The 14,245-nt window shown below is 64.5% G+C and carries 10 protein-coding genes; 7 read left to right on the top strand and 3 right to left on the bottom strand.

Annotated elements, in window-relative coordinates; translation table 11 throughout:
- The first annotated feature begins 186 nt into the window (after positions 1–186).
- Both hemB and ppk1 read left to right on the top strand, forming a co-directional pair.
- Entirely contained in the window at positions 187–1,200 is a 1,014-nt protein-coding gene (gene hemB / locus LE197_RS26385; protein ID WP_003096352.1) for a porphobilinogen synthase, read from the top strand.
- Between the two features lie 17 nt (positions 1,201–1,217).
- Entirely contained in the window at positions 1,218–3,428 is a 2,211-nt protein-coding gene (gene ppk1, locus LE197_RS26380) for a polyphosphate kinase 1 (protein ID WP_003099209.1), read from the top strand.
- Here the strand turns inward: ppk1 and ppx are convergent.
- A complete protein-coding gene (gene ppx / locus LE197_RS26375; protein WP_003114040.1) occupies positions 3,415–4,920 on the bottom strand; it encodes an exopolyphosphatase in 1,506 nt (501 codons plus the stop codon). The two genes, ppk1 and ppx, sit on opposite strands and share 14 nt — an antisense overlap.
- Positions 4,921–5,118: 198 nt before the next feature.
- On the opposite strand from ppx, the gene trxA reads away from it, so the two are divergent.
- The 5 genes from trxA (at position 5,119) to LE197_RS26350 (ending at position 11,521) form a co-directional block, all read left to right on the top strand.
- Positions 5,119–5,445 (top strand): thioredoxin TrxA, encoded by a 327-nt coding sequence (gene trxA, locus LE197_RS26370; RefSeq protein ID WP_003096336.1) that lies wholly within the window; start codon positions 5,119–5,121, stop codon positions 5,443–5,445.
- Between the two features lie 244 nt (positions 5,446–5,689).
- Positions 5,690–6,949, top strand: coding sequence for a transcription termination factor Rho (gene rho / locus LE197_RS26365; RefSeq protein WP_003096334.1), 1,260 nt, complete (start codon positions 5,690–5,692; stop codon positions 6,947–6,949).
- 70 nt (positions 6,950–7,019) lie between these two features.
- Positions 7,020–9,008, top strand: coding sequence for an acyltransferase family protein (locus LE197_RS26360; RefSeq protein ID WP_023108877.1), 1,989 nt, complete (start codon positions 7,020–7,022; stop codon positions 9,006–9,008).
- A 78-nt stretch (positions 9,009–9,086) separates the two neighbouring features.
- On the top strand, positions 9,087–10,553 hold the full coding sequence (gene ubiD, locus LE197_RS26355; RefSeq protein WP_003096332.1) for a 4-hydroxy-3-polyprenylbenzoate decarboxylase: 1,467 nt from the start codon (positions 9,087–9,089) through the stop codon (positions 10,551–10,553).
- Positions 10,553–11,521 (top strand): CDP-6-deoxy-delta-3,4-glucoseen reductase, encoded by a 969-nt coding sequence (locus LE197_RS26350; protein ID WP_003096331.1) that lies wholly within the window; start codon positions 10,553–10,555, stop codon positions 11,519–11,521. The genes ubiD and LE197_RS26350 overlap by 1 nt, the downstream gene beginning before the upstream one ends.
- A 36-nt stretch (positions 11,522–11,557) precedes the next feature.
- Here the strand turns inward: LE197_RS26350 and glpT are convergent, their stop codons facing one another.
- Positions 11,558–12,904 carry a glycerol-3-phosphate transporter gene (glpT, locus tag LE197_RS26345; RefSeq protein WP_003096330.1) on the bottom strand — a complete coding sequence of 449 codons (1,347 nt, stop codon included), beginning with the start codon at positions 12,902–12,904 and terminating at the stop codon, positions 11,558–11,560.
- A gap of 249 nt (positions 12,905–13,153) precedes the next feature.
- Entirely contained in the window at positions 13,154–14,131 is a 978-nt protein-coding gene (locus LE197_RS26340; protein ID WP_003114042.1) for an NADPH:quinone oxidoreductase family protein, read from the bottom strand.
- Positions 14,132–14,245: the final 114 nt, after the last annotated feature.

Here is a 14,245-nt window from a genome sequence, read left to right as displayed (position 1 = left end):
CGCGATCGTCACGGCCCAGGTCATTGATTGTGCAATGAATGGCCTTTGCCGCTGGCTTTTTGCGATGATTGGCGGTGCGGCAGGATGCCGCGACCTTGAGTCACTGTCGTCGCTTGTTGCCAATCCGTCATAATCAGGGACTATAACTGTCACACTGTGCCCGTTATCTGGGCCCTGGAGTAAACCGTGAGCTTCACTCCCGCCAATCGCGCCTATCCCTACACCCGCCTGCGGCGCAATCGCCGCGATGACTTCTCCCGCCGCCTGGTCCGCGAGAATGTCCTCACCGTCGACGACCTGATCCTGCCGGTGTTCGTCCTCGATGGGGTCAACCAGCGTGAAAGCATTCCGTCGATGCCCGGCGTCGAGCGCCTGTCCATCGACCAGTTGCTGATCGAGGCGGAAGAGTGGGTGGCCCTGGGCATTCCGGCGCTGGCGCTGTTCCCGGTGACCCCGGTGGAGAAGAAGTCCCTGGACGCCGCCGAGGCATACAACCCGGAAGGCATCGCCCAGCGCGCCACCCGCGCCCTGCGCGAGCGCTTTCCGGAGCTGGGCATCATCACCGACGTGGCGCTCGACCCGTTCACCACCCATGGCCAGGACGGCATCCTGGATGACGATGGCTACGTCCTCAACGACGTCAGCATCGACGTGCTGGTACGGCAGGCGCTGTCCCACGCCGAGGCCGGCGCCCAGGTGGTAGCGCCCTCGGACATGATGGACGGTCGCATCGGTGCGATCCGCGAGGCCCTGGAGTCTGCCGGCCACACCAATGTGCGGATCATGGCCTACTCGGCCAAGTACGCCAGCGCCTACTACGGTCCGTTCCGCGATGCGGTCGGCTCGGCTTCGAACCTCGGCAAGGGCAACAAGGCCACCTACCAGATGGATCCGGCGAACAGCGACGAGGCACTTCACGAAGTGGCCGCCGACCTGGCCGAAGGCGCCGACATGGTGATGGTCAAGCCGGGCATGCCCTACCTCGACATCGTGCGTCGGGTGAAGGATGAATTCCGCGCCCCGACCTTTGTCTACCAGGTCAGCGGCGAGTATGCGATGCACATGGGCGCCATCCAGAACGGCTGGCTGGCCGAATCGGTGATCCTCGAGTCCCTTACCGCCTTCAAACGTGCCGGCGCCGATGGCATTCTGACCTACTTCGCCAAGCAGGCCGCAGAACAATTAAGACGGGGGCGTTGACCCCCTCGGGAAGATGAATGAATACGCAGCAAGGACTTGATGAGATCGAACGTATCGCCGCCGACGAAACCGTAGTGGCGAACGTGGAAAGCGAAGCAGAAGTGAAGATGGCCGAAACGATCCCGGTGGAAACGCCACCTGCGGTGGTTCCCAGCGTGGATGACAGCAGCCTGTACATTCATCGCGAGCTCTCCCAGTTGCAGTTCAACATCCGCGTGCTGGAACAGGCGCTGGACGAGTCCTACCCGCTCCTGGAGCGGCTGAAGTTCCTCCTCATCTTCTCGAGCAACCTCGACGAGTTCTTCGAGATCCGCATCGCCGGCCTGAAGAAGCAGATCACCTTCGCCCGCGAGCAGGCCGGCGCCGACGGCCTGCTGCCGCACCAGGCACTGGCGCGGATCAGCGAGCTGGTCCACGAGCAGGTGTCGCGGCAGTACCGGATCCTCAACGAGACCCTGTTGCCGGAGCTGGCCAAGCACCAGATCCGCTTCATCCGCCGGCGTCACTGGACGCTGAAGATCAAGACCTGGGTGCGGCGCTTCTTCCGCGACGAGATCGCGCCGATCATCACCCCGATCGGCCTCGACCCGACCCACCCGTTCCCGCTGCTGGTGAACAAGAGCCTCAACTTCATCGTCGAGCTGGAGGGGATGGATGCCTTCGGCCGCGACTCCGGCCTGGCGATCATCCCGGCGCCGCGCCTGCTGCCACGGATCATCAGGCTGCCGGAAGACGTTGGCGGCGAGGGCGACAACTACGTGTTCCTGTCGTCGATGATCCACGCCCACGCCGACGACCTGTTCCCCGGCATGAAGGTGAAGGGCTGCTACCAGTTCCGCCTGACCCGCAACGCCGACCTGTCGGTGGACACCGAGGATGTCGAGGACCTGGCCCGCGCGCTGCGCGGCGAGCTGTTCTCGCGTCGCTACGGGGATGCGGTACGCCTGGAGGTGGTGGATACCTGCCCGCAGAACCTGACCAACTACCTGCTCAAGCAGTTCGGCCTGTCCGAAAGCGAGTTGTACAAGGTCAGCGGCCCGGTCAACCTGACCCGCCTGTTCAGCGTCACCGGCCTGGAAAGCCATCCGGAGCTGCAGTACCCGCCCTTCACCCCGGCGATCCCGCGTCTTTTGCAGAAGAAGGAAAACCTCTTCAACGTCCTCAGCAAGCTCGACGTGTTGCTGATGCACCCGTTCGAGTCCTTCACTCCGGTGATCGACCTGCTGCGCCAGGCCGCCAAGGATCCGAACGTGCTGGCGATCAAGCAGACCCTGTACCGCAGCGGCGCCAACTCTGAGATCGTCGACGCCCTGGTCGAGGCGGCACGCAACGGCAAGGAGGTCACCGCGGTGATCGAGCTGCGCGCCCGCTTCGACGAAGAGTCCAACCTGCAACTGGCCAGCCGCCTGCAACAGGCCGGCGCGGTAGTGATCTACGGCGTGGTCGGCTTCAAGACCCACGCCAAGATGATGCTGATCCTCCGTCGCGAGGACGGCGAACTGCGCCGCTACGCGCACCTGGGCACCGGCAACTACCATGCCGGCAACGCTCGCCTGTACACCGACTACAGCCTGCTGACCGCCGACGTGGCGCTCTGCGAGGACCTGCACAAGCTGTTCAACCAACTGATCGGGATGGGCAAGACGCTGCGCATGAAGAAGCTGTTGCATGCGCCGTTCACCCTGAAGAAGAACCTGCTGGAAATGATCAACCGCGAGGCGGCCCAGGCGGCGCTCGGCCAGCCGGCGCACATCATGGCCAAGGTCAACTCGCTGACCGATCCGAAGGTCATCCGCGCCCTGTACAAGGCCAGCCAGGCCGGGGTCAGGATCGACCTGGTGGTGCGTGGCATGTGCTGCCTGCGGCCAGGCATCCCGGGGGTCTCGCACAATATCCACGTGCGCTCGATCATCGGACGCTTCCTCGAGCACAGCCGCATCTACTACTTCCTCAACGGCGGCGACGAGAAGCTCTATCTATCCAGCGCCGACTGGATGGAGCGCAACCTCGACATGCGCGTCGAGACCTGCTTCCCGGTGGAAGGCAAGAAGCTGGTGCAGCGGGTCAAGAAGGAACTGGAAACGTATCTGACCGACAACACCCAGGCCTGGGTGTTGCAGGCCGACGGTAGCTACCAGCGGCTCAGCCCCACCGGTAACCAGAACCCCCGCAATACCCAGGCGACCCTGCTGGAGAAGCTGGCCGCGCCAGTGCTTACCGCACGTTGAGGCTGTAGCCGACTCGCTTGAGCCATTCGGCTTCCTGGGCGAAGTCGGCCTGGGTCAGCGGGTTGGCTTCCAGCCAGCCCTCGGGGAAGGTCACCGAAAGGCTCTTGGGCTCTGCCTTCAGGCGCACCGAGGGCATTTCCTGGGTGCCGCGAATGTGGTGGAAGAGGATCGCGAAGCGCAGCACGATGCACAGGCGTACCAGCTTGTCGCCTTCCTCGGCGAACTCCGCCAGCTTGTCCGCCGGAATGTTGCGGCGGTGGCCGCGTACCAGTAGCGACAGCATCTGCTGGTCCTGGCGCGAGAAGCCAGCCAGGTCGGAGTGCTCGATCAGGTAGGCGCCGTGCTTGTGGTAGTGGTAATGGGCGATGTCCAGGCCGATCTCGTGGACCCGTGCGCCCCAGCTCAGCAGGTCGCGGTGCAGTTCGCCGTTCAGCTCCCAGGCGTCGCCGACTTCGGCAAGCACCTTGAGGGCCTTGGCCTCCACCCGCGAAGCCTGCTCCGGATCGACGTGGTAGCGCTGCATCAGCGAGCTGATGGTGCGTTCGCGCACGTCCTCGTGCTGGTGACGGCCGACCAGGTCGTAGAGAACGCCTTCGCGCAGGGCGCCCTCGGAGTGAACCATCTGTTCCAGTTCCAGCGCGTCGAAGATCGCTTCGAGAATGGCCAGTCCGGCCGGGAAGATGGTCCGGCGGTCCGGCTTGATCCCTTCCAGATCGAGCTTCTCCACGTCGCCGAGCTTGAGCACCTTGCGCTTCAGCCAGGCCAGTCCGTCCGGGCTGATCTCGCCGTTGCCGTGGCCGCCGGCCTTGATCGCCAGCGCCACTGCGCGGATGGTGCCGGAGGCGCCGACCGCCTGTTGCCAGCCGAGGCGCCGCAGGCTGTTCTCGATGCCCATCAGTTCCAGGCGTGCAGCAGTGTACGCCTGGGCGTAGCGGGCCGGGGTGATCTTGCCGTCGCGGAAGTAGCGTTGGGTGTAGCTGACGCAACCCATCTGCAGGCTTTCCCGCAGCTCGGACTCGAAACCCTGGCCGATGATGAACTCGGTGCTGCCGCCGCCGATGTCGCTGACCAGCCGGCGACCGCCGCTGTCGGGCATGCTGTTGGCGACGCCGAGGTAGATCAGGCGGGCTTCCTCGCGGCCGGAGATGACTTCCACGGGATGGCCGAGAACCTCTTCCGCACGACGGATGAAATCGCTGCGGTTGCGCGCCTCGCGCAAGGCGTTGGTCGCGACCACGCGTACGGAACCCTGGGGCATGCCGCTGATGAACTGGGCGAAGCGGCGCAGGCAGTCGAGGCCGCGCTGGGTGGCCTCTTCGCTGAGATTGCGCTCCTCGTCGAGGCCGGCGGCCAGTTGGACCTTCTCGCCCAGCCGTTCGAGGATGCGGACTTCGCCGTGGATATTGGCCTTGGCCAGACAGAGGTGGAAACTGTTGGAACCCAGGTCCAGGGCGGCAATCAGCGGGAATGCCTCGGCAGGTTTTTGCGGCATGCTTTGCAAGTCCATTGGAAAACTGCGCCATCCTGCCACGATAGGGCGAGGGTCGCCAATGCGGCAGCCGATCAATCGGGAATCAGCCGACCAACGATAGAGACTCTCAATCGGCTGCGCCTTCCGGCGAGGGTCAAGGCGGGATATGATGGTCGGCACTTTCGCGTTTCAATTCGCGTCCGACTACGGAGAGATTTCATGAGCGAACATATCGTCAACGTTACTGATGCCAGCTTCGAGCAGGACGTGCTGAAGGCCGACGGCCCTGTGCTGGTGGACTACTGGGCCGAGTGGTGCGGTCCGTGCAAGATGATCGCGCCGGTGCTGGACGAAGTCGCCAGGGACTATCAGGGCAAGCTGAAGGTCTGCAAGCTGAACATCGACGAGAACCAGGATACCCCGCCGAAATACGGCGTGCGTGGCATCCCTACCCTGATGCTGTTCAAGGACGGCAATGTCGAGGCGACCAAGGTCGGCGCACTGTCCAAGTCGCAGCTGGCGGCCTTCCTCGACGCCAATATCTGAGCCGGGCCCAGGCCTCGCTGGAAAGCCCCGCGATTCGCGGGGCTTTTTTTTGCGTTTCTATAGACGCCACGCGGCCACGGTGTTAAATTCGGGTTCGCGACGTTTTTTCCGTCGCCTTCTGCATGCCGTCCCGGACGCACTTCCTACTCGAACTTTCTAGCGCTCCTGTCGCCCCCTTGCGACACGGCTTTCCCAAGCTCGACGCTTTCTCCAATTCCTCTTTCTGCGTACCTATCTCTTTCCTATGAATCTGACCGAACTCAAGCAAAAGCCGATTGCCGAACTGCTGGAAATGTCCGATGCCATGGGCCTGGAAAACATGGCCCGTTCGCGCAAGCAGGACATCATCTTCGCCCTGCTGAAGAAGCACGCGAAAAGTGGTGAAGAGATCTCCGGCGATGGCGTGCTGGAGATTCTTCAGGACGGCTTCGGCTTCCTGCGCTCCGCCGACTCTTCCTACCTGGCCGGCCCCGACGACATCTATGTCTCGCCGAGCCAGATCCGGCGCTTCAACCTGCGCACGGGCGACACCATCATCGGCAAGATCCGGCCGCCGAAAGAGGGCGAGCGTTACTTCGCCCTGCTCAAGGTCGACTCGATCAACTTCGATCGTCCGGAGAATGCGAAGAACAAGATTCTCTTCGAGAACCTGACGCCGCTGTTCCCCAACGAGCGGATGAAGATGGAAGCCGGCAACGGCTCCACCGAAGACCTGACCGGCCGCGTCATCGATCTCTGCGCGCCGATCGGCAAGGGCCAGCGCGGCCTGATCGTGGCGCCGCCGAAGGCGGGCAAGACCATCATGCTGCAGAACATCGCCAGCAACATCACCCGCAACAACCCCGAATGCCACCTGATCGTCCTGCTGATCGACGAGCGCCCTGAGGAAGTGACCGAAATGCAGCGCACCGTGCGCGGCGAAGTGGTCGCCTCGACCTTTGACGAACCGCCGACCCGTCACGTACAGGTCGCCGAGATGGTGATCGAGAAGGCCAAGCGCCTGGTCGAGCACAAGAAGGACGTGGTCATCCTGCTCGACTCCATCACCCGTCTGGCGCGGGCCTACAACACCGTGATCCCCAGCTCCGGCAAGGTGCTCACCGGCGGTGTCGACGCCCATGCCCTGGAGAAGCCGAAGCGCTTCTTCGGCGCCGCGCGGAACATCGAAGAGGGCGGTTCTCTTACGATTCTCGCCACGGCGTTGGTGGAAACCGGCTCGAAGATGGACGAGGTGATCTACGAGGAATTCAAGGGTACCGGCAACATGGAACTCCCATTGGATCGCAAGATCGCCGAGAAGCGCGTGTTCCCGGCCATCAACATCAACCGTTCGGGTACCCGCCGCGAAGAGCTGCTGACCAGCGAGGACGAGCTCCAGCGCATGTGGATCCTGCGCAAGATCCTGCACCCGATGGACGAGATCTCCGCGATCGAATTCCTCATCGACAAGCTCAAGCAGACCAAGACCAACGATGAGTTCTTCGATTCGATGAAACGGAAGTAGTCTTCCAGGGAATTGAAGAAGGCGCTCCGGTTTGACCGGAGCGCCTTTTTTCATGCCTGGAGAAAAATAGATGTCGAGCCTGCCTTATCGAAGAGATATCGATGGATTGCGCGCACTGGCCATCTTGCCGGTGGTGTTCTATCACTTGGGCTTGGGCGGTTTCACCGGCGGGTATGTCGGCGTCGATGTCTTTCTGGTGATTTCCGGCTACCTGATCACTTCGATCATCCGGCGCGATCGGCAGGCCGGGCGTTTCAGCTTCGTCGATTTCTGGGCTCGCCGGGCGCGACGCATCCTCCCCGCTTTGTTCGTTATGATGGCCGTCAGCCTGGCGGCCGGCTGGTTCCTGATGGAGCCGCGGGACTACGAGCAACTGGGTCGTGCGGTGCGTTACCAGACGATGGTCGCCTCGAACATCCTGTTCTGGAAGCAGGATGGCTATTTCGACGCCGCGTCCGAATTCAAGCCGCTATTGCATACCTGGTCGTTGTCGGTGGAAGAGCAGTTCTACATTCTCTTCCCGCTACTGCTGGCCGCGATCTCCGGGCGCCTGCTGCGCTGGCGGCTCGCCATCCTCCTCGCGGTTCTGGCGCTATCGCTGGCGGCCAGCGTCTGGGCGGTGAGCCAGCGACCTGGCAGTGCATTCTTCCTCCTGCCGATGCGCGCCTGGGAACTCCTGGCGGGTGCCGCGCTGGCGTTGCTGCCGGGCGCTAGCCGCGGTCATTCGCAGTGGTCCCTGCAACTGGCGGCCACCCTCGGCATAGCGGCGATTCTCCTGCCGGTGTTCTTCTACGACAGCGACACTCCTTTCCCCGGCCTCGCGGCGCTGCCGGCGGTGCTTGGCACCGCCCTGCTGATCTGGGCCAACGGCGCAGGCGACACCTGGGCTCGCCGCCTGCTGGGCTGGCAACCGCTGGTCTGGTTCGGTCTGATCTCCTATTCGCTGTACCTCTGGCACTGGCCGCTGTACGTCTTCGTCCAGTACCACGCACTGGAAACCCTGGGCCTGCCGGCACGCCTGGGGTTGCTGGCGGCGAGCATCGGCCTGGCGGCACTGTCGCTGTACTGCGTCGAGGCACCGTTCCGCGAGCGCAAGCTGTTCGCCGGGCGCCGGCAGATGCTTGGCGCGGCGCTGTGCAGCTTGCTGCTGCTGGGAGTCATCGGCCAGTTGGTGCGGCATTACGACGGCGTGCCGTCGCGTCTTTCCGAGGAAGCCTTGCGTTATGCCAAGGCGTCCAAATGGCGCGATGGGCAGACCGACTGCATGTTCGACAAGAAGGCGCTCAGTCAGGAAAGCATCTGCCGCTTCCCGGCGGAACTGGCTGCCGAACGACCGCTGCTGGTCAGTTGGGGCGACAGCCATTCCGCGGCGTTGAGCCCGCTGCTGCGCGAACTGGCTACCAGTCGCCGACTGCCGATCTGGCAGGCTTCGCTGGCGGGCTGTCCGCCGTTGCTGGGGATGCTGGAAAAGGACAATTGCCTGCGTTTCAACCAGCAGATGCTCGAGTTCGTCGAACAGCAGCGGCCGGGCGGGGTGATCCTCGCCGGGCGCTGGGACATGTATATATACGGCGACTCGCAGGATGGTACCCGCAACATTCTCCGCGAGCCGGACGACACGCCGGACAGCTCGATCGCCGAGGCGCTGCTGCGGCAACGCCTGAGCGGGATGATCGAAAGGCTGAACGCGGCCGACGTACATGTCTGGCTGGTCAAGGACGTACCGCTGCTGCCATTCAAGGCACCGGCGCGGCTGGTGCGGCTGAGTCTGAGCGGGGAGGATGTCGGGCGCGCACGTTTTCCCTTCGCTGAGCACGCCGCGCGCGTCGCCTACGTGAATGCGCTGTTCGATGCGTTGGCCGAAGGCAACCCGCGGGTGAGCGTGCTCGACCCCTCCAGCGTGCTCTGCGATGGCCTGGATTGTTTCGCCGAACGTGATGGCTGGTCGCTGTACATGGATAACAACCACCTTTCGACCCAGGGGGCCCATGAACTCGGGCCTTTGTTCGAGCCGATGCTACAGAGCCTCGACGACTCGAGGATCGCCAGCCAGCAGTGACCGAATGCCGCGTTTGCCTGCTGCCGGATGGGCCGGGAGCAGGTAGGATGTGGGGTCTTGCAGTGAATGGTTAGGCCAATGACGTTCAAGGATCTCCGCGATTTCATCGCCCAGCTGGAGCAGCGCGGTGCGTTGAAGCGCATCCAGGTGCCGATTTCCCCCGTGCTCGAGATGACCGAGGTGTGCGACCGCACGTTGCGCGCCAAGGGCCCGGCATTGCTGTTCGAAAAGCCGACCGGCTTCGACATGCCGGTGCTCGGCAACCTGTTCGGTACGCCGGAGCGCGTGGCGCTGGGCATGGGCGCCGAGGACGTCGGCGCGCTGCGCGAGATCGGCAAGCTGCTGGCGCAACTCAAGGAGCCCGAGCCGCCGAAGGGCCTCAAGGACGCCTGGGCCAAGCTGCCGATGTACAGGAAGGTCCTGTCCATGGCGCCGAAGGTGCTCAAGGACGCTCCCTGCCAGGAAGTGGTCGAGGAGGGCGAGGACGTCGACCTCGGCCGGCTGCCGGTCCAGACCTGCTGGCCGGGCGATGTCGGGCCGCTGATCACCTGGGGCCTGACCGTTACCCGCGGGCCGAACAAGGAACGGCAGAACCTGGGCATCTACCGCCAGCAGGTGATCGGCCGCAACAAGGTGATCATGCGCTGGCTCAGCCATCGCGGCGGCGCACTGGACTACCGCGAGTGGTGCCAGAAGCATCCGGGCCAGCCCTATCCGGTAGCCGTGGCGCTGGGCGCCGATCCGGCGACCATCCTCGGTGCGGTGACGCCGGTGCCGGACACCCTTTCCGAATACGCTTTCGCCGGCCTGTTGCGCGGGCATCGTACCGAGCTGGTCAAGTGTCGCGGGAGCGACTTGCAGGTGCCGGCCAGCGCCGAGATCGTCCTCGAAGGGGTGATCCACCCCGGCGAGATGGCCGACGAAGGTCCCTATGGCGATCACACCGGCTACTACAACGAGGTCGATCGCTTCCCGGTGTTCACCGTCGAGCGCGTCACCCGCCGGCAGAAACCGATCTACCACAGCACCTACACCGGGCGTCCGCCGGACGAGCCGGCGATCCTCGGGGTGGCGCTGAACGAAGTGTTCGTGCCGATCCTGCAGAAGCAGTTCCCGGAAATCGTCGATTTCTACCTGCCGCCGGAAGGTTGTTCCTACCGGATGGCGGTGGTGACCATGAAGAAGCAGTACCCAGGGCACGCCAAGCGCGTGATGCTCGGGGTCTGGTCGTTCCTGCGGCAGTTCATGTACACCAAGTTCGTCATCGTCACCGACGATGACATCGATGCGCGCGACTGGAACGATGTGATCTGGGCCATCACCACGCGGATGGACCCCAAGCGCGACACGGTGATGATCGACAACACGCCCATCGACTACCTCGACTTCGCCTCGCCGGTTTCCGGCCTCGGCTCGAAGATGGGGCTTGATGCCACCCACAAGTGGCCGGGCGAGACCAGCCGCGAATGGGGGCGCGCCATCGTCAAGGACGAAGCGGTGACACGGCGCATCGACGCGCTCTGGTCGAGCCTCGGGATCGACTGATGCGTATCGTCCTGCAACCGTCCGGCGCCTGCCTCGAGCTGCTGCCGGGGGAACGCATCCTCGATGGCGCCCGGCGGCTTGGCTACGACTGTCCGCAGAGCTGCCGCAACGGCAACTGCCATATCTGCGCGGCGCTGCTGGTGGAGGGGCGGGTACGCCAGAACGGCGAGGTACGCGATCATGGCGAACTCTTCACCTGCCTCGCTGAGCCGCTGGAAGACTGCGTGCTGCATTGGGACGGGGTGCTGGCGCCGGGTGAACTGCCTCTGCGCAAGCTGACCTGCCAGTTGAGCTTCTGCGAAGAGGTCGGCGGCGACGTCTACCGGGTCGGCCTGCGCGCGCCGGCCGGCAAGCCGCCACGCTATCACGCCGGGCAGTACCTGTTGCTGGAGCGTGACGGCGGCGACAGCGCGGCGTTTTCCCTGGCCTCCGCGCCGCATGCGGGACGCGACCTTGAGTTGCACATCCTGGCCAAGGAAGACAGTGCCGTCGCGCTGATCGCGCAATTGCAGCGCGAGCGCCTGGCACGGATCCAGCTGCCGTTCGGCGACGCGCACCTGGCGGAACTGCCCGACGGTCCGCTGGTGCTGATCGCCGCGGGAACCGGCATGTCGCAGATGCACAGCCTGATCGAGCACTGCCGCGCCGCCGGCTTCGCCCATCCTGTACATCTCTACTGGGGCGTTCGGCGTCCGGAGGATTTCTACCGTCTGCCGCACTGGACGGAGTGGGAAGGCCTGCCGAACCTGTTCCTGCACCGGGTGGTCAGCGACCTCTGTGGCTGGGAGGGGCGTTGCGGCTTGCTGCACGAGGCGGTGCGCGAGGATTTCGCCGACCTGTCGAGCCTGCATGTGTATGCCAGCGGCTCGCCGGCGATGGTCTACGCGACCCTGGATGCCCTGGTCGAAGCAGGGATGGATGCGCACCAGATGCGCGCCGACGTGTTCGCCTACGCGCCGCGGGACTGAACGCGGCTCCGGCCTGGCGCCGGAGCCGCCGCGTCATCAGCCGGCTTGCTGCGGCGCGGCCTGGACCGCGGGTTTGCGCAGGGTCAGGCAGAGGAACAGGATGGCCAGCAGGCAGGCGCCGATCAGCAGCTTGAAGCCACCGTCCCAGCCGAAGTGGTCCACCGTGTAGCCGACCAGGGCGTTGGCCGCCACCGAGCCGCCGAGGTAGCCGAACAGACCGGTGAAGCCGGCGGCGGTGCCGGCCGCTTTCTTCGGCGCCAGTTCCAGGGCCTGCAAGCCGATCAGCATCACCGGGCCGTAGATCAGGAAGCCGATCATGATCAGCGCAGCCATGTCGATCGCCGGGTTGCCGGCCGGGTTCAGCCAGTAGATCAGGGTGCCGACGGTCACCAGGATCATGAACACCACGCCGGTGGCGCCGCGATTGCCCTTGAACAGCTTGTCCGACAGCCAGCCGCAGAGCAGGGTGCCGGGAATCCCCGCCCATTCGTAGAAGAAGTACGCCCAGGACGACTTGTCGACGTTGAAGTGCTTGGCCTCCTTGAGGTAGGTCGGCGCCCAGTCGAGCACACCGTAGCGCAGCAGGTAGACGAACACGTTGGCCAGGGCGATGTACCAGAGCAGCTTGTTGCGCAGCACGTAGGTGACGAAGATCTCCTTGGTCGACAGCTCGCGCTCGTGGTGTTCGTCGTAGCCTTCGGGGTAGTCGTCCTTGTGCTTCTCGATCGGTGGCAGGCCGCAGGATTGCGGGGTGTCGCGCATGGCGAAATAGGCGAACACGGCTACGCCCACGGCGACGATGGCCGGCACGTAGAAGGCCGAGCGCCAGTCGCCGAACAGCGCCAGGCCGAGCAGGAACAGCGGGCCGATCAGGCCGCCGCCGACGTTGTGGGCGACGTTCCACACCGAGACCACGCTGCCGCGCTCCTTCTGCGACCACCAGTGGACCATGGTCCGTCCGCTCGGCGGCCAGCCCATGCCCTGGGCCCAGCCGTTGATGAAGAGCAGGACGAACATGATGGCGACGCTGGAGGTAGCCCAGTGCGCGAATCCGAAAATGAACATCACCGCCGCCGACACCAACAGGCCGAACGGCAGGAAGACCCGTGGGTTGGAACGATCCGAGACCAGGCCCATGATGAATTTCGACAGGCCGTAGGCGATGGCGATGGCCGACATCGCGACGCCCAGTTGACCGCGGCTGTAGCCGTCCTCGATGAGGTAGGGCATGGCCAGGGAGAAGTTCTTGCGCAGCAGGTAGTAACCCGCGTAGCCGATGAAGATACCGGCGAAGATCTGCCAGCGCAGGCGCCGGTAGGTGCTGTCCACCTCGGCATCGGGCAGTGGCGCCTGGTGTGGCGCGGGACGAAAGATTCCGAACATCGCGAGCTCCGCTTGTTGTTGTGTCGCGCCTTTTTGCGCGGTTGCGAACACTACATTTTTCGTAAATGAAAAAATAGCGGAAATGTTACAGGTTGAGTGCATTGGTCGGAAATAAGAAAGCCCCGGTCGGAAACCGGGGCCTTCATAGGGGAAAAACATCTGACAGCGTGGGCCTCGGCCGGTGTATCGCTCCGGCCCGCCATGCCTTTCTCCGCACGGGCGGGAGGCAATACTCGCCGCCTTCGTGGCTCAGCGAACCTCCACCACCACCTTGCCGACCGCCCTGCGCTGGCCGAGGGCGTCGATAGCGTCGCCGGCCCGTTCCAGCGGGAAGCGCTGCGACACCAGCGGCTTCAGTTTGCCTTCGGCGTGCCAGGCGAACAGCTGGCGGAAGTTGTCAGCGTTGTCCTGCGGCTGGCGTTGGGCGAACGATCCCCAGAACACGCCGACCAGCGAGGCGCCCTTGAGCAGGGTCAGGTTGGCCGGCAGCGAAGGGATGCTGCCGCTGGCGAAGCCGACCACCAGCATCCGTCCGTTCCAGGCGATGCTGCGGAAGGCCTCCTCGAACAGTTCGCCGCCCACCGGATCGTAGATCACATCGACGCCCTGGCCGCCGGTCAAGGCCTTGAGCTGCTCGCGCAGGCTACCTTCGCTGTAGTTGATCAGTTCGTCGGCGCCGGCGGCCTTGGCCACGGCGAGCTTGTCGGGGGTACTGGCGGCAGCGATCACCCGCGCGCCCATGGCCTTGCCGATCTCCACGGCAGCCAGCCCGACCCCGCCGGAAGCGCCGAGCACCAGCAGGGTCTCGCCGGGTTGCAGATTGGCGCGCTGTTTCAGGGCGTGCATCGAGGTGCCGTAGGTCATGCCGAAGGCGGCGGCGCTGGCGAAGTCCATGCCTTCGGGAATCGGCATCACGTTATAGCCGGGCACCTTGACCTGCTCGGCGAAGCTGCCCCAGCCGGTCAGGGCCATGACCCGGTCGCCGGGCCTGACGTGGGCGACCTTTTCACCGACCGCGGCGACCACCCCGGCCGCCTCGCCGCCCGGGGAGAAGGGGAAGGGTGGCTTGAACTGATACTTGCCCTCGATGATCAGGGTGTCTGGGAAGTTGACCCCGGCGGCGTGCACATCGAGGAGGATTTCGTTCTTCGCCGGGCTCGGGCTGGCGATTTCTTCCAGGACCAGGCTGCTGGCCGGGCCGAAGGCTTTGCAGAGGACGGCTTTCATCGGGGACGCTCCAGTTTGCGGTCCGGCCAGTGTAGGAGGGAGACGCCGGGGGTCAATCAGCATCGCCGCAACTGATGGTTGTCCATAAACCCCGGGCTTGGGCCCGGCCGAGAG

Source organism: Pseudomonas sp. PS1(2021), from assembly GCF_020405165.1.
Classification (GTDB): domain Bacteria; phylum Pseudomonadota; class Gammaproteobacteria; order Pseudomonadales; family Pseudomonadaceae; genus Pseudomonas; species Pseudomonas aeruginosa.
This window is presented reverse-complemented; position numbering and strand designations above follow the sequence as displayed.